The sequence below is a fragment of the Kitasatospora sp. NBC_01300 genome, from assembly GCF_041435235.1.
Classification (GTDB): Bacteria; Actinomycetota; Actinomycetes; order Streptomycetales; family Streptomycetaceae; genus Kitasatospora.
Window position 1 is genome coordinate 660,522 of the sequence record NZ_CP108408.1, and the last position, 15,128, is coordinate 675,649.

Genomic DNA, 15,128 nt, shown 5'->3' on the forward strand with positions numbered 1-15,128 from the left:
GCGCATCCGCGCCGGTGGGGCGACGCGCTGGAAACGCGGTGGATCCGAACGAAGTTGATGGGTCGTCAGACATCGACTTTGACGTCAGGAATTGGTGGAGCGAATTCGATGGAGCCGAGTTGGTGAAGCGGAGTCGGCAGACCTGAATTGACGCGGCGTCAGAAGATCAGCGGATCGGCCCAGCCGGAGGCCAGCAGCCCGCAGAGCAGCAGCACGGCGGTGACGGCGACGGCCTCCGCGTGGCCGAATCCCAGGTCGGACCGGCGCCGCACGGGCGCGGCGACCTCTCCGACGGCGGCCCCGTTGCCACCGCGCAGGAGCGGCCACAGGGACCGGATCAGCGGGATCATGGTGTACGCGGTGAGCGCGAGCAGCGCGGTGAGCGCCCAGAAGGGCTGCCAGCCGTACAGCACGGCCGCGCGGACGAGTCCGGCGATGCCCGCGAGGACGACGAACCCCAGCCAGCCGACGCCGATCCGGGCGACCGCCTTGGCCAGCGAACTGCCGCCCGACACGGCGCCGGTGGGCACCCAGTCGGCACTGCGGCGGCGCAGCGCGTGCGCGATGGCGACCACGTGGCAGAGTCCGCCGAGGAGTTGGACCCGGGTGACCTCGAAGCGCCAGCGGGTGCGGGACATCGCGGGCAGCAGGACGAGCGAGACCCAGATCGGCGGCAGGAACGGCAGGACCTGCCACGGCTGGATCTCACCGGGGGCGAAGAACAGCATGATCAGGGCGGGCAGCGGGACGGCGAAGACGTTCACCGCGCTGGTGACGTAGCCGAGGATGCCGTTCCAGAAGCAGAGCCGGGCGGAGCGAGGGAGCGGTCCGCGGCGGAAGTCCGGGTCGCGGACGAGCGCCAGGGAGCCGAGGCACCAGCGGTACTGCTGGCTGATGAAGGCGGGCAGGCCGGTGGGCGACATGCCCTTGGCGACCAGGGCGGGCACGTACCGGGTGGTCCACCCGGCGCGGGCGAGCGAGAGGCCGGTGTAGAGGTCCTCGCTGTGGTCGATCTCGGCGAAGCCGCCGACGCGCATGAGTGCGGCGCGCCGGTAGAGGGCGTTGGTGCCGCAGCAGACGGTGCCGTCCTGCGCGTCCCGGGAGGGCTGGATCCAGCGGTAGAAGATCTCCTGGGTGGCTCCCGCGGCGCGTTCGAGCCAGGACATGTCGGCGTCCGTGTCGAAGCACTGCGGGCTCTGCACGATGCCGACCTCGGGGTTGTCGAGGTAGGGCACCAGGTGGTGCAGGAAGTCGGGGCGCGGGCAGAAGTCGGCGTCCAGGACGGCGACGATCTCGCCGTTGCCCTCGGCCAGGCCGTGGTTGAGGTTGCCGGCCTTCTTGAACCGGCCGCGGTCGGGGCGGGCCCGGTACTGGAAGCCGTAGGACTCGGCGAGTTCGCGCACCTCGGGGCGGGCGGCGTCGTCGAGGACGATGACGGTCAGCGCGCCGGCCCACTGGACGGCGGCGGTGTGGCGGTAGGCGTTCTCCAGGACGGCGAGCGGCTCGCCGGCGGTCGGCAGCAGCAGGTCGACGCTCGGGTGGCGGGCGGGCTGCCAGGCGCGCATCAGCAGGTCGTGCGAGTCGCGGGTGTAGCGGCGGGCGCGCTGGCCGTCGGTGAGCGAGAGCAGCCAGGTGGCCGCGTTGAGCACGGTGAGCACCAGGAAGGGCCAGAGCAGCGGCCGGCTGAGGGCGAACAGGCCGAGGGTGGCGGTGGCTCCCGCGTAGGAGAGGGTGGCGCAGAGCAGCACCCAGCGGCGCTGCGGGCCGAAGTACCAGTAGAGCTCCTCGTCGTCGGGTGGGCTGGGCAGGCGGAGGTCGGGGTCCGCGGGGATCCGGCGCGGGCCGGCGTCGGGCGCGGGCATGGCGGTGCCATGGAGTACGGGCATGCGGAAGTGGCCCCCCTGGGCATGGGACGGAACGTGGCCGTTCGCCCTCAGCCTCTCACATTGGCCTAGACCAATCATGAACGAGGTATGACATCTCCGCATCGCCCCTGGTCAGTGACTTGACATGGCATCATGTGCCGACGGACCGTCAAGCGATCATGGATTCGGCCCCGAGCACCGCCGGCCCGCGCCCCGTCGGTCAGGCCTCCTCCAACGACCCCTCCAGCGCCTTCGTCAGCTCCTTCGTCAGCTTCTCGAACCGCAGATCAGGGCGCAGCGGGACGCCGAAACGCTCGTCGCCGTAGGGGAACGGGGTGAAGACCCCGGTCCGGCGGAAGCCGCGCCGCTCGTACCACGCGATCAGGTCGGCGCGCTGCTCGATCACGGTCATCTCCAGCTCGCCCACGCCCCACTCCTCGCCGGCCAGCCGCTCGGCCTCGGCGAGCACGGCCCGGCCGAGGCCGCCGCCCTGGAGCCCGGGGCGCACCGAGAACATGCCGAAGTACGCACGGTCCCCGCGGTGCTCCAGCTGGCAGCAGGCGACCAGCTGGCCGTCCCGCTCGGCGACCAGCAGCACACCGTCGGAGCGGCCGATGACCTCGGCGACGCCCGCGGCGTCGGTGCGCTGGCCCTCCAGCAGGTCCGCCTCGGTGGTCCAGCCGGCCCGGCTGGCGTCGCCGCGGTAGGCGGACTCGACCAGCTCGACCAGCGCCGGTACGTCGGCGAGGGTGGCGGGGCGGAAGGCGGGCTGCCCGGTGGGCCGGGCGTGGCTGGGGATGGTCTCGGACATGGCGGGCCCTCATTCTGCGTGCGGTGGAACCGCCCGCCGCTCGTGCCTGCGGCGTGGCGCGGGCCGTCCCTGGTGACCGGCCTGCGGGCATCGTGCCACAGCCCGCGAACCGGCCCCGAGACCCGGGGACCTGCGGCGACGGCCCCCGCGGGCCCGGCCGGCGGGGGCGCGGGCCCGGCCGCCGTCCACCCCGACCACAGCTCCGCCTTCGCGTCCTGCGCGCCGCGCCCCGGCGTCGGCGGATGACGGGCAGGACCGCCGCGGCCCCGCGACCGGCCGCCGCCTCGACGAAGGCCGGGCGGACCGGCGGATCAGACCCGGGCGCCGAGCATCCGCAGCACCAACTCGCCGTATCGACGGCCGAGTTCATCCGGCGTCTCGGTGGAGCGGTCGGTGAACCAGCGGGAGACGTCGATGCCCAGCGAGGTGACCGCGCGGGCCGCCGTCCGGACCTCGGACACCTGGAAGGCGCCGGCCCTCACACCCTCCTCGATCAGCGCGCTGACCTCGCGCTCGATGTCCAGCCGCAGCACCGCGACCACCGCGTAGGCATCCTCGGGCAGCGCGTGCAGCTCGTAGTTGACCACCCGGCCGACCGTACGGGCCCGGGCGTGCCAGGCGGTGAACTCCTCGCCCAGCCGACGCATCCGGTCCACCGGGCCGCCCTCGCCGGCCGCCGCCGCCCGGACCAGCTCCAGCGTGGCCGCGTGCCCGGCCTGGCTGATCTCCGCCAGCAGCGCCGCCTTGGACTGGTAGTGGATGTACAGCGCCGCCGGGCTCATCCCGGCGGCGGTGGCGATGTCCCGGGTGGTGGTGGCGTGGAAACCGCGCTCCGCGAAGGATTCGACGGCCGCCTGGAGCAGCCGGTACGCCGCCTCGGGACGGGAGTCGGCGCCGCCGGGCAGGGTGCGCCAGAGGTCGGCGATGGGCGTGCTGGTCATGGCGCCATCCTCCCAGAGAACTCGTACACACATTCCCGCCGGCCGGTCGGCGGGCTGTTGACAGGCTCCCGCACCGACACCATGCTGAGCAAGCGCTTAGTCAGCCGACGGACCGGCACACCCGCCGACCAGGCACCCCCGCCGAACCTGCGTCTGCGTCCACCCGGCACCCCCGTCGAACGTTCCGTGCGAAAGGCAGGACCCTCCGTGGCGTACTCCTTCAAGGGCCGGGTGGCCGTCGTCACCGGATCGAGCCGGGGCATCGGCCTCGGCATCGCACGCGAGCTGGTCGCCCGCGGCGCCAAGGTCTGCCTGACCGCCCGCAACCCCGAGCCGCTCGCCGAGGCCGTCCACGACCTGGGCGGGCCGGAGAACGCCATCGCCGTCCCCGGCAAGACCGACGACCCGGCCCACCAGGAGGAGGCCGTCGCCCGCACCCTGGAGGCCTTCGGCCGGCTCGACCACCTGGTCAACAACACCGGCATCAACCCCCTCTACGGCCCGGTCCTCGACACCGACGAGGCCGCCGCCGCCAAGATCCTCGCCGTCAACGTGCTGGCCCCGCTGGCCTGGACCCGCCGCGCGCACGCCGCCTGGATGGGCGAGCACGGCGGCTCGGTGGTCAACGTGGCCTCCGTCGCGGGCATCCGCTCCTCGCTCGGGATCGGCATGTACGGGGTCAGCAAGGCCGCGCTGATCCGGCTCACCACCGAACTCGCCGCCGAACTGGGCGGCCAGGGCATCCGGGTCAACGCCGTCGCCCCCGCCGTGGTCAAGACCAGGTTCGCCGAGGCCCTGTACGAGGGCCGGGAGGAGCAGGTCGCCGCCGCCTACCCGCTCGGCCGGCTCGGCGTGCCCGAGGACGTCGCGGGCGCGGTCGCCTTCCTGCTCTCCGCGGACGCCGCCTGGATCACCGGCCAGACCCTGGTCGTCGACGGCGGCGTCACCCTCGGCGGCGGCCTGTGAGCGGCGCGGCGGACGCAAACGCACCGACGACAGCGACAGCGAACCAGGAGGCCCCGACGACGGACTTCGCCGGCCAGGGCGTGGTGGTGACCGGCGGCGGGCGCGGCATCGGCGCCGCGCTGGCCCGGGCCTTCGCCGCGACCGGCGCCCGGGTGGTGGTCAACGACCTGGACGCCGACGCCGCCCGCGCCGTCGCCGAGGACTGCGGCGGCACCGCCGCCCCCGGGGACGCCGCCTCCCCCGAGGGCCTGGCCGCCCTGGTCGGGCAGGCCCGGGCCGCGCTCGGCGAGATCGACGTGTGGTGCGCCAACGCGGGCGTCGCCCCGGTCGGCGGGGCCGACGCGCCCGCCGCGGCCTGGGCCGGCGCCTGGGAGGTCAACGTCCTCGCGCACGTCCGGGCCGCCGACCTGCTGCTCCCCCGCTGGCTGGAGCGCGGCGGCGGCCGTTTCCTCGCCACGGTCTCCGCCGCCGGGCTGCTCACCATGTTGGGCTCGGCCCCGTACGCCGTCACGAAGCACGGCGCGCTCGCCTTCGCCGAGTGGCTCTCCGCGACGTACCGCCACCGCGGCGTCCGGGTGCACGCGCTCTGCCCCCAGGGTGTGCGCACCGACATGCTCGCCTCGACCGGCGCCGTCGGCGAGGCGCTGCTCGCGCCCACCGCGCTGGACCCGGAGGACGTCGCCGAGGCGGCACTGGCCGGACTGCGCGAGGGCCGCTTCCTGATCCTGCCGCACCCCGAGGTCGCCGAGTACTACAGGGTCCGGGCCACCGAACCGGACCGCTGGATCAACGGGATGAACCGGCTCCAGCAGGGGCTGGAGAGGAGCGAGGCGCTGTGAGGGCCTGGCAGGTGGGGCAGCTCGGCGAGCCGGGCGAGGTGATGCGGCTGGCCGAGGAGGTGCCGCGGCCGGTGGCCGGGCCGGGGCAGCTGCTGGTCCGGGTGCGGGCCGCGGCGGTCAACTTCCCGGACGCGCTGATGGTGCGCGGCCAGTACCAGGTCCGCCCGCCGCTGCCGTTCACGCCCGGCGTGGAGCTGTGCGGCGAGGTGGCGGACGGCGCGCGGCGGGGCGAGCGGCTGATCGGCAACCCGGTGCTGCCGCACGGCGCCTTCGCCGAGTACGCGCTGCTGGACGCGGCCGCCGCCTTCCCCGCGCCCGGGGCGCTGGACGACGCCGAGGCGGCCGCGCTGCACATCGGCTACCAGACCGCGTGGTTCGCCCTGCACCGCCGGGCCCGGCTGGCGGCCGGCGAGACGCTGCTGGTGCACGCGGCGGCGGGCGGCGTGGGCAGCGCGGCGGTCCAGCTGGGCCGGGCCGCCGGGGCCCGGGTGGTCGCCGTGGTCGGCGGCCCCGCCAAGGCGCAGGCGGCCCGGGCGCTCGGCGCCGACCTGGTGGTGGACCGGACGGCCGGGGACTTCGTCGCCGCCGTCAAGGAGTTCACCGGCGGGCGCGGCGCAGACGTGGTCTTCGACCCGGTCGGCGGGGACGCCTACACCGGCTCCACCAAGTGCGTCGCCTTCGAGGGCCGGATCGTGGTGGTCGGCTTCGCCGCCGGCCGGATCCCGGCGCCGGCGCTCAACCACGCGCTGGTGAAGAACTACGCCATCCTCGGCCTGCACTGGGGCCTCTACAACACCCATGACCCGCAGGCCGTCCGCGCCGCCCACGACGAACTGACCCGGCTCGCCGACCGGGGCGTGGTCCGCCCGCTGGTGAGCGCCCGGGTGCCGCTCGCCGGGGCCGCCGACGCCGTCCAGCTCGTCGCCGACGGGCGCAGCACCGGCCGGATCGCCGTCCTCGGGGACTGACGGCGGGCTCGACGGGAGCGCGGTGCGGTGGCCGGCGGGTGTTGCCCTACCGCGCGTACTCCATCTCCGGGAAGCGCGCGGAGGGCCCGTCCAGCAGGTGGTCGTCGTGTCCGCGCAGCCAGCGGTCGAGGAAGGACGCGACGTAGGAGCGGGTGGCGAGCACCGCCCGGTCGGGGCGGATGTCGCCGACGTCCTCGCTCAGCCGCTCCGGGGGGATCGCGCCCTGCCGGGCGAGCTGGGGCAGCAGGGACTGCGCGTCGGTGTAGGAGCCGTGCCGGGAGCCGTTCAGCGTGACGTCGGCGTGCCAGCCGGTGCTGTGCTGCCAGAGGGCGTCCCAGCCGGGCTGTCGGTGGTGGTCCCCGGAGTCCTCGTTGCGGGTGCCCATCAGCAGGAACGGGCGGTCCAGGCCGTCCTGGGCGACGCTGGGCAGGTACACCCCGGTGTGGCCGTCGGGCCCGGGGAAGTGCAGTTGGCCGTCCAGGTTGACGCCGGCGGCGATGCGCGGGTCGTCGTGCATGGTCTGGAGGGCGGTGAAGCCGCCCGCCGAGTGGCCGACCATGCCGATCCGGTCGAGGTCCAGCGAGGCGGCGAGGCCGGCGGGCAGCCGTGGGTCCAGGCGCAGGCCGCCGAGTTCGTCCAGGACGAAGCGGGTGTCGTCGACCCTGGTCCGCATCGACCTGCGCAGCACCGCGCCGATGTCCAGGCCGGGCTGTCCGACCAGCGCGGGGAACACGGAGGTGGCCAGCTCGCCTCCGGGGAAGGCGACTTCGGAGGCCTCGTAGGTGTGGTCCAGCGTGACCACGACGTAGCCGCGCGAGGCCAGGTCCTCGACCAGCCCGGTGCCCCAGGTGCGCGGGTCGCCGAGGCCGGCCGAGTACAGCACCACCGGGCGCGGGCCGCCGGGCAGGGCGGGGGCGTCGGGCCGGGCGTGGGTGCGGATGCCCGCCCAGTCGGTGCGGCCGGGCGTGGCCCCGTAGTTCGCCTGGCCGGTGCTGCCCTCGGTGCCGAAGTGTTCGCCGGCGGCGGGCGCCATGTACCGGGCGCGGTCGGCGCCGGTGGCCGGGCGGGCGGTCGGGTACCAGAGGCTGATCATCAGCTCGCGGCGCTGCCTGGGCTTCCAGGGGTCCTCCCGACCGGTGTCGGTGAGGTGCAGCGTGGTGGTGCCGATCGGGTACGGCCCGGTAGGCTCCGGCAGCCAGGCCCGGACCTGCCGCTCGCCGCCGCCGTCCGCCCCGGGCGCCGGTGCTGCCGCCACCGCCCCGGGTGCGCCGGCCGCTCCGAGCACCGCCGTCGCCGCCAGCAGTACCGCCGCCGCGGCCCGTCCCCGCCCGCCCATGATGTCTCTCCTCGCCCCGTCGACCTGTCGGCCCTCTGATCTGCCGACCTACCGACCCGCTGATCAGGACAGTACGGGCGGGGGCGGTCCGCAGCCGTCATACCCAGGAGCCAACCCGCCCCTGAGTACTCCGGTATGACACCCCTACGGGTGCCGCCGCAGCTCCCGCCGGGCCAGCGAGCGCTTGTGCACCTCGTCCGGGCCGTCGGCCAGCCGCAGGGTGCGGTTGCCGGCCCAGAGCTGCGCGAGCGGGGTGTCCTGGCTGACGCCCGCGGCGCCGTGCGCCTGGACGGCCTTGTCGAGGATCCACTCGACGGTGCGCGGGGTGGCGATCTTGATCGCCTGGATCTCGGTGTGCGCGCCCCGGTTGCCGACGGTGTCCATCAGCCAGGCGGTCTTGAGCACCAGCAGCCGCAACTGCTCGATCCTGACCCGGGATTCGGCGATCCAGTCCTGCACCACGCCCTGCTCGGCGAGCGGCCGGCCGAAGGCGACCCGCCCGTTCACCCGGCGGCACATCAGCTCCAGGGCACGCTCGGCGATGCCGATCGCGCGCATGCAGTGGTGGATCCGGCCTGGGCCGAGCCGGGCCTGCGCGATGGCGAAGCCCGCGCCCTCCTCCCCGATCAGGTTCCCGACCGGGACGCGGACGTCCTCGAACAGCACCTCGGCGTGGCCGCCGTGGTCAGCGTCGTCGTAGCCGAAGACCGTCATACCGCGCCTGACGGTGACGCCGGGGGTGTCGCGCGGGACGAGCACCATGCTCTGCTGGCGGTGCGGTTCGGCGGCCGGGTCGGTCTTGCCCATCACGATGAGGATCCGGCACTGCGGGTTCATCGCCCCGGTGATGTACCACTTGCGGCCGTTGACGACGTACTCGTCGCCGTCGCGCTCGATCCGGGTGGCGATGTTGGTGGCGTCCGAGGAGGCGACCTCGGGCTCGGTCATCGCGAAGGCGGAGCGGATCTCGGCGTCCAGCAGCGGGCGCAGCCAGCGATCGCGCTGCTCGGCGGTGCCGAACTGGGCGAGCAGTTCCATGTTCCCGGTGTCGGGGGCCGCGCAGTTGAGCGCGGGCGGGGCCAAGTGCGGGCTGCGGCCGGTGATCTCGGCGAGCGGGGCGTACTGGAGGTTGGTCAGGCCGGCGCCGCCCTCCCCGGAGAGGAAGAGGTTCCACAGGCCCTGTTTGCGTGCCTCGGCCTGGAGTTCGGCGACCACGGGCGGGATGCTCCAGGCCTCGCGGGCCGGATCGGCGAGCTGCTGCGCGAGAGCCGCCTCCGCCGGGTACACGTGCTGGTCCATGAAGGCCAGCAGCTGCGCGCGGAGTTCGTCGGTGCGGGCGTCGTAGGCGAAGTCCATCGGTCAGTGCTCCTTGAGGGTGCTCAGGCCGTACCGGGCGAGGATCGGGGCCATCTCGCCGGCCCGCTCGAAGCCCGCTCCGAGGGTGCGGCCCTGCTGGTAGCGGTAGTGGATGCCCTCCGCGACGACGGCGAGCTTGAAGGAGGCGAAGGCGACGTACCAGTCCAGGTCGGCGGCCTGCCGGCCGGTCAACTCGGCGTAGTACGCGACCAGTTCGTCCGGCTTCGGGAAGCCGGGGGCGGTCGCGGCGGAGGGGATGATGCCGCCGCCGACGCCGGCGACCTCGGTGTACATCACCAGCAGGCCGACATCGGTGAGCGGGTCGCCGAGGGTGGACATCTCCCAGTCCAGCACGGCGGTGATCGCGTCGTCGTCACCGACCAGCACGTTGTCCAGCCGGTAGTCGCCGTGCACCAGGGCGGGCGCCGGGGAGATCGGCCGCCGCTCGGCGAGCAGCGTGTGCAGCCGCTCCACGTCGGGCAGTTCGCGACTGCGGGAGTTCGCCAACTGGGTGGACCAGCGCCTCAGTTGGCGCTCCAGGTAGCCGTCGGGGCGGCCGAAGTCCGCGAGGCCGACGTCGGCCGGGTCGATCCGGTGCAGGGCGGCGAGGGTGTCAACCAGCCGCCGCCCGAGCGCGTGGACGCGCTGCTCGCCGAGGGCGGCGACCGGGGCGAGGGCCCGGTGCGCGACGCCGGGGACGAACTCCATCAGGTACCAGGGGGCGCCGAGCACCTCCGTGCCGGGATCGAGCAGCAGGGTGCGCGGGACGGGCACGTCGGTGTCGCGCAGGGCGGTCATGACCCGGTACTCGCGGCCCATGTCGTGCGCGGTGGCCAGGACGTGCCCGAGCGGCGGGCGGCGCAGCACCCAGCGGCCGGCGCCGTCGGCGAGGACGTACGTGAGGTTGGAGCGGCCCCCCTCGATGAGGTCGGCCCGCAGCGGGCCCCGGACGAGGCCGGGCAGCTCCCGGTCCAGGTGGGCGCGGAGGCGGGCCAGGTCCAGCCCGGGCGGCTCGGCGGGGGTCTCGGGCATCGGGCGGCTCCTCGGGGTCCTCGGGGTGTGGCCTCGTTGACTAAGCGCTTGCTTAGCATTCAGCCGGACGCCGCCCGCTGTCAATGCCACCCCGCACGCGACGAGCCCCCGGGCCTCTTGGTCCGGGGGCTCGCTACGAGGAATCGGGTCGGACGGCACCGGTCAGCACCGTCCGAGATGCGCCGACGCAGCACCGCGTCGGAGACCGCCCTGCGTCCGACCGGGGCCGGTTCAGACCGGCCCGGCGTGCGCGATGTACACGGGATCGGGTACGTCCGCGACGACCTCGCGACGGCCGGTGGGGCTCAGCTCAGCGCTCTCGAAGGGCTCCAGCATCTCCCGGCCCTCGGGCATCACCTGGTGGTGCCACCGGCGGAGCAGCGGGTCGGGCTCGTCCGGGAGGTAGAAGGAACTGTGGACGACGGCTTCCACGCCCACCAGGCCCTCCTCACGGGCGGTCGGGCTGTCGAGGACCGTCACCACGTCGCCGTTCTCGAACGGCGGTGGCGTCGCAGCCTCCTCCTCGCCGACCTGGGCGCCGCGGACGGCGGGGTGCAGGAAGACGCCGCCGCCGGTGCGTTCCCAGACCGGCCAGTCGCCGTCCTCGTCGGGGCTCAGGCCCAGGGCGAGGAGGCAGTCGGTGGTGGACGACGAGGGCACGAGCTCGACGTCGAAGGAGAGCAGCTCCGGGGTGCGCCGGTAGGGGCCCCGGGAGGTGACCGTCGCGCGGCCGAACGGGGCCAGGGCGACGGCGACTTCGCGGGTGAGCGCGGCGTCCTGCTCGACGGGTGCCTCCAGCCAGAGGCTCATCCAGACGAGGCGGTGGGGGGCCAGGGCCATGGTGCAGTCGCCTCCGGGGTGGCGCGGTCGGTGGTGCCGGACACATCACGGGCGGTGCGGAGGTGTCGAGCGGAAATACGGAGGAAGGGGAGGCGCCGACGGGGGCCGCCCCGTCCATGGATCGTATCCGTGGAATCCGCGGAATCCGCGGATCACGGAACGGAGGGGAAGGGCCCCGGCCCCGATGTCGTCGTGTTCCTCCATCGGGACCGGGGCCGAAAGGCGTTACCACTCGGGGCGGTTCGCCGTGCTCAGTGCGTCACGTATCCGTCCGGAGCGATGTTGGCGTGCTCCATGTCCTTCCCCTGGTTCTTGCCGCTGGAGAAGATGGAGAACTTCGTTCCCTTCTTCACCTGGACGTCCCATTCGTCCTTGCCGTCCGTCGCCTTCTTCCAGAGATTGCCGTAGGCATCCTTGAAACCGCCTCCCCTTTCCGGCTTTCCCATCCAGCCCTTCGGCGGGACGAACGGGACGGGGCCTTCGAGGTCGGTCGGCAGGTTGTGCTTGATCGCCGCGGCCCGGAGCTTGGTGTTCGACTTGTATGCCTTCTCGGCGTCGCGGGCCAGCGAGTTGAGCGTGGCAACACCGTCGCTGAGTTTGGTCACCGACATGTGCTTCAGGCTCTGGGCGGCCCACTCCACCCACTTCATGTCGGTCGCCCGCTTGGCGATCTTCTCGTTCTTGGCCAGCAGCTTGGCGATCTTCGCCGGCTTGCTGAGGGCGTCACCCGCGTAGGGGATGAAGCCGACCACGGACAGGCCCGCACCGGTGAAGTCGCCACGGAAGAGGCTGATGACGCCCGAGGCCCCGTCGCTGATCGGCGTGGGGTCGAAGATCCCGGCGATGTCCAGCGCGAGGGTGGTGGCCTCGGCCAGGGAGATGCCGCCCTCCATGACGAGGTCCTCGTCCGGGTGCTCCGGCTCGTACCCGTCGTCCGCACCGCCCGGATCGCCAGGCTCGGTCGGGGCGGTGGCGTTCGCCTGGGCCTCCTGCCGGGCGAGTTCCATGGCGTGGGACAGCGCCTCGCCCGCGGCGGTGAGCGCCTCGGTGGCACTCTTGCCCGCAGCCACCGCCGAGGCGTACGCCTGGTCGGCCGAGGCGTACGCGGAACGGGCCGAAGCAGCCGCTGCGGTTGCGGAGTTGGCGGCGCGGTGGGCCGACTGGGTCGCCACCGCGGCCGACTTGCCGGCCGCGGTGGCCGCGTTCTTCGCCGTCGTGGCCGAGGCAGCCGCCCGACGGGCCGAGGCGTCGGCGGCGTTCGCCGCGGCCGAGGCCTGGCCGGCGGCGACGTTGGCCGCGGCAGCCGAGGCGTTCGCCTGCTGGGCGTAGCCCGCGGCCTCGGTGGCGGCACCGCGCGCGGTGGCCGCCGCGGCGGCGGCCTGGGTCGCGTCCTGGGTGGCGGTCGCGGCGATCGCCTTGCCCTCGGCGACCATGCGCTGGACGCTGGCGACGTGGACGGCGTCGGTCTGGTCGCGCTGGGCCGCCACGTACTGGGTGACGGCGACGAAGTCGCGCAGCAGCGGGGCGGGGCCGGAGAGGGCGACCTGGGCCGCTGCGCGCACCCGCGGCCCGCCCTCGGCGGTGAGCCGGAGCGCTTCGACCTTGTCGTCCTCCTCGCGCGCCCGGTGCTGACCGGTGGCGACGAACTCGCGCAGTGCCTCGGTGGTGTTGGTGCCGAGTGCGGCCGAGCCGGCCTCCTTGACCGCCTTGCCACCCGCGTTCATCAGGGCGAGGACCTGGACCCGGTAGTCGTCCTTCAGCACGGCGTGCTGGCCCGTCTCCAGGAACACCGCCTGCTGGTCCGAGGAGGTGTTGAGCGCGGCGAGGGCGGCCGTCCTCAGCGCGGGGGTACCCGTCACGGCCAGGTTGGCGACCTTCGTGTAGTCGTCCTGGGACGCCGCCTCCTGCCGCCCGGTGCCGAGCCACTGCCGGACGTCGGCCTCGGTGCCGGACAGGGCCGCCTCGGCGGCGCGCTCCGTCCACGGCGAGCCGGTCGCCATCAGGTGCACGGCCGCCTTGCGGGCCTTGTCGAGCACGGTCGCGGGCGTGGTGCCGGGCGCGGTGGCCTCGGCCAGGAGCTGTTTGGTCTCCTCGTCCTGGCGCAACGCCTCGGCGCGCTCCGTCACCTGGACGGACTGCTGCTCGGTGTACCGCTGTTTGAGCTCGCCCGCGGCCTCGATGGCGAGGTCGCGGTTGGTCTCCAGGGCGACCTTCTCGGCCTCCCTGGCGGTCTTCTCCACCTGGTCCGCCTGGTTGGCGGCGCCAGTGGCCCGCTCCGCCGCCTTGATGGCGGCGTTCGCGTGCTCGGTGGCGAGGTTGGCCCAGTTGCCGGCCTGGCCGGCATGGTTCGCCGCGTCCTCTGCCGCCTGCGCGGCGGCGGTGGCATGTCCGGCGGATTCGGTGGCAGCGGAGCGCGCCTCCTGGGCGGCTGCCAGGGCCTGGGTCGCCATCGTCCTCGCGGTGCCGGCGGCGCTGCCGGCCGTGGCGGACAGGCGGCGGGCCTTGGCGGCGGCCGCGTTCGCCCGCTGGGCCTCGGCCCGGGCGACCACGCTGTTGCCGCCCGCGTCGGCGGCGGCTTGGGCTGCGGCGGCGGCGTGGACGCCGGCGCTGACGGCCTCGCCGACCGAGGTGAGGGCGTCCGTCAGGGCGCCGACGGCCCGGAACACGGACTCGGCGGCCGTGGTGGCGCCCTGCGCGGCGTCCCGGGCGGTCTTCGCCGCGTCCCGGGCGGCAGCGGCCTGCGACTCGTCCTTCGCCGCGGCGGACGCGGACTGGTAGGCACGGGCAGCCGCCCGTCCCGCCGCGGCTGCGGCGGACGCGGCGGCGGAGGCCGCGGCCGAGGCGGTCCGGGCCGCGCTGCTGGCCGCGTTGGCAGCGTCGATCGCGGTGCGGGCGGCGTTCGCCGCGCTCTCGGCGGCGTCGGCGGCGCGGTGGGCGGCGGCGGTCGCCCGCTGAGCGGAGCCCTGGGCGGCGGCGGTCTCGGAGGCGGCCTTCTGGGCCGCCTCCTTGGCCAGGCGCGCGGCGTCCACCGCACGGCCGGAGGCCTCCTTCGCCGCGGCTGTCTCCTTGCCGGCCTCCTGACCGGCCTGACGGGCGGTCTCGACGAGCTGGCCGACCGTCATGGACTCCTGGTCCTGGGCGCGGGCCGCGTACTGCCCCTCCCGCAGGAAGGCCCGGACGGCAGGGGCTCCCGCGCTCAGGGCCGCGCTGCCCGCGCTCTTCAGCTGCGGGCCGCCGAGGTTCATCAGCCGCAGGGTCTGGACCCGGTCCTCCTCCTCCTGCGCCTTCTGGAGGTCGACGGCGAGGAACTGGGCGATGGCCTCGGGAGAGCCGTCGTTGAGCGCCTTCTGCCCAGCCTCCTGCACCGCGACGCCGCCGGTGTTCATCGCGCGCAGCACGCTGACCCTCCGGTCGTCGGCCAGCGGCTTGGTCCAGCCCGAGGCCAGGAAGGCGTGCACGTCCTGCGGCGTTCCGGCCAGCGCGGTCTGCGCGGCCTCACGCACACCGAGCCCGCTGACGTTCAGCAGCTGGAGGACGGCGAGCCTCTCGTCCGCCTCGGTGGCGACCTTGCGTCCGGTCGTCAGGAAGGCGTCGATGTCGGCGTCGGTACCGACCAGGGCGAGCTCGGCGGCGGCGCGGACGGAGTCGCCGCCCGACTTCCATTCGGCGACGGCCTGGGCCCGCGGGCTCAGCGGGGTCGCACCGGGTGCCGTGTCCGTCGCGGCGGCGACGCCGGAGAGCGACCCGGTGGTGAGCGCGATCGCGGTGGCGACCGTCACAAGACGAAGCGTCAGTCCGTTGCGTGGCCGCGGTGAGGGGGATGCCTTCCAGCGCCCCCCAGGTATCTGCTGTGTCATATCCCCTCGAAAACAAGTCAGTTCGGAAACAGACCGGTCGGGCAGTCAGGCCCGCCCGACCGCACATGATGACACGTCCGACGAAAATTTTGGATACCGATCCTTGACGCTTCCTTGGCTGATCGTGGATCAAATAGATATTTTCGGATCATGGTTCGCGATCGGTCACATCGCGGACGCCCCCGCGTCGGCCGGCCCGCGGTAGTGATATCAATGTCCCCGTCAGTTCGGTGGGGGAGAGCATGGCAGGTCCTGGATCGCACGCGTCCGTACGCGGCCTTTGTCCGGGGTCCGCTCGGGCCTTCGCCCCGGCAGGA

11 protein-coding genes are annotated in these 15,128 nt (G+C 74.2%); 3 read left to right on the forward strand and 8 right to left on the reverse strand.

Annotated features, from left to right (window positions below; genetic code table 11):
* Positions 1-158: 158 nt before the first annotated feature.
* The 3 genes from OG556_RS02940 to OG556_RS02950 all read right to left on the reverse strand — a co-directional run bounded on the left by OG556_RS02940 (position 159) and on the right by OG556_RS02950 (position 3,617).
* Positions 159-1,886, reverse strand: a complete 1,728-nt coding sequence (locus OG556_RS02940; protein ID WP_371515701.1) for a glycosyltransferase family 2 protein — start codon at positions 1,884-1,886, stop codon at positions 159-161.
* 199 nt (positions 1,887-2,085) lie between these two features.
* Positions 2,086-2,676 carry a GNAT family N-acetyltransferase gene (locus OG556_RS02945; protein WP_371515702.1) on the reverse strand — a complete coding sequence of 197 codons (591 nt, stop codon included), beginning with the start codon at positions 2,674-2,676 and terminating at the stop codon, positions 2,086-2,088.
* Positions 2,677-2,987: 311 nt separating this feature from the next.
* Positions 2,988-3,617, reverse strand: coding sequence for a TetR/AcrR family transcriptional regulator (locus tag OG556_RS02950; RefSeq protein WP_371515703.1), 630 nt, complete (start codon positions 3,615-3,617; stop codon positions 2,988-2,990).
* Positions 3,618-3,824: 207 nt separating this feature from the next.
* On the opposite strand from OG556_RS02950, the gene OG556_RS02955 reads away from it, so the two are divergent.
* From OG556_RS02955 to OG556_RS02965, 3 genes are all read left to right on the forward strand, one after another.
* Positions 3,825-4,583, forward strand: a complete 759-nt coding sequence (locus OG556_RS02955) for an SDR family oxidoreductase (protein WP_371515704.1) — start codon at positions 3,825-3,827, stop codon at positions 4,581-4,583.
* A gap of 80 nt (positions 4,584-4,663) precedes the next feature.
* On the forward strand, positions 4,664-5,422 hold the full coding sequence (locus tag OG556_RS02960) for an SDR family oxidoreductase (RefSeq protein ID WP_371522537.1): 759 nt from the start codon (positions 4,664-4,666) through the stop codon (positions 5,420-5,422).
* Positions 5,419-6,390: an NADPH:quinone oxidoreductase family protein gene (locus OG556_RS02965; protein WP_371515705.1), complete on the forward strand. Its 972-nt coding sequence runs from the start codon at positions 5,419-5,421 to the stop codon at positions 6,388-6,390. Before OG556_RS02960 ends, OG556_RS02965 begins: the two co-directional genes overlap by 4 nt.
* A gap of 46 nt (positions 6,391-6,436) precedes the next feature.
* Here the strand turns inward: OG556_RS02965 and OG556_RS02970 are convergent, their stop codons facing one another.
* The 5 genes from OG556_RS02970 to OG556_RS02990 all read right to left on the reverse strand — a co-directional run bounded on the left by OG556_RS02970 (position 6,437) and on the right by OG556_RS02990 (position 14,733).
* The gene (locus tag OG556_RS02970; RefSeq protein WP_371515706.1) at positions 6,437-7,726 is read right to left on the reverse strand and encodes an alpha/beta hydrolase family protein; all 1,290 of its coding nucleotides are present in this window, start codon (positions 7,724-7,726) and stop codon (positions 6,437-6,439) included.
* Between the two features lie 144 nt (positions 7,727-7,870).
* A complete protein-coding gene (locus OG556_RS02975; RefSeq protein WP_371515707.1) occupies positions 7,871-9,082 on the reverse strand; it encodes an acyl-CoA dehydrogenase family protein in 1,212 nt (403 codons plus the stop codon).
* A 3-nt stretch (positions 9,083-9,085) separates the two neighbouring features.
* On the reverse strand, positions 9,086-10,114 hold the full coding sequence (locus OG556_RS02980; protein ID WP_371515708.1) for a phosphotransferase family protein: 1,029 nt from the start codon (positions 10,112-10,114) through the stop codon (positions 9,086-9,088).
* A gap of 231 nt (positions 10,115-10,345) precedes the next feature.
* On the reverse strand, positions 10,346-10,954 hold the full coding sequence (locus OG556_RS02985) for a hypothetical protein (RefSeq protein ID WP_371515709.1): 609 nt from the start codon (positions 10,952-10,954) through the stop codon (positions 10,346-10,348).
* Between the two features lie 251 nt (positions 10,955-11,205).
* On the reverse strand, positions 11,206-14,733 hold the full coding sequence (locus OG556_RS02990) for a chemotaxis protein (protein WP_371515710.1): 3,528 nt from the start codon (positions 14,731-14,733) through the stop codon (positions 11,206-11,208).
* Positions 14,734-15,128: the final 395 nt, after the last annotated feature.

Bases quoted from the DNA above. Each gene is read 5' to 3' on its own strand.
- OG556_RS02940 (WP_371515701.1), bottom strand. From the start codon at position 1,886: ATGCCCGTACTCCATGGCACCGCCATGCCCGCGCCCGACGCCGGCCCG.
- OG556_RS02945 (WP_371515702.1), bottom strand. From the start codon at position 2,676: ATGTCCGAGACCATCCCCAGCCACGCCCGGCCCACCGGGCAGCCCGCC.
- OG556_RS02950 (WP_371515703.1), bottom strand. From the start codon at position 3,617: ATGACCAGCACGCCCATCGCCGACCTCTGGCGCACCCTGCCCGGCGGC.
- OG556_RS02970 (WP_371515706.1), bottom strand. From the start codon at position 7,726: ATGGGCGGGCGGGGACGGGCCGCGGCGGCGGTACTGCTGGCGGCGACG.
- OG556_RS02975 (WP_371515707.1), bottom strand. From the start codon at position 9,082: ATGGACTTCGCCTACGACGCCCGCACCGACGAACTCCGCGCGCAGCTG.
- OG556_RS02980 (WP_371515708.1), bottom strand. From the start codon at position 10,114: ATGCCCGAGACCCCCGCCGAGCCGCCCGGGCTGGACCTGGCCCGCCTC.
- OG556_RS02985 (WP_371515709.1), bottom strand. From the start codon at position 10,954: ATGGCCCTGGCCCCCCACCGCCTCGTCTGGATGAGCCTCTGGCTGGAG.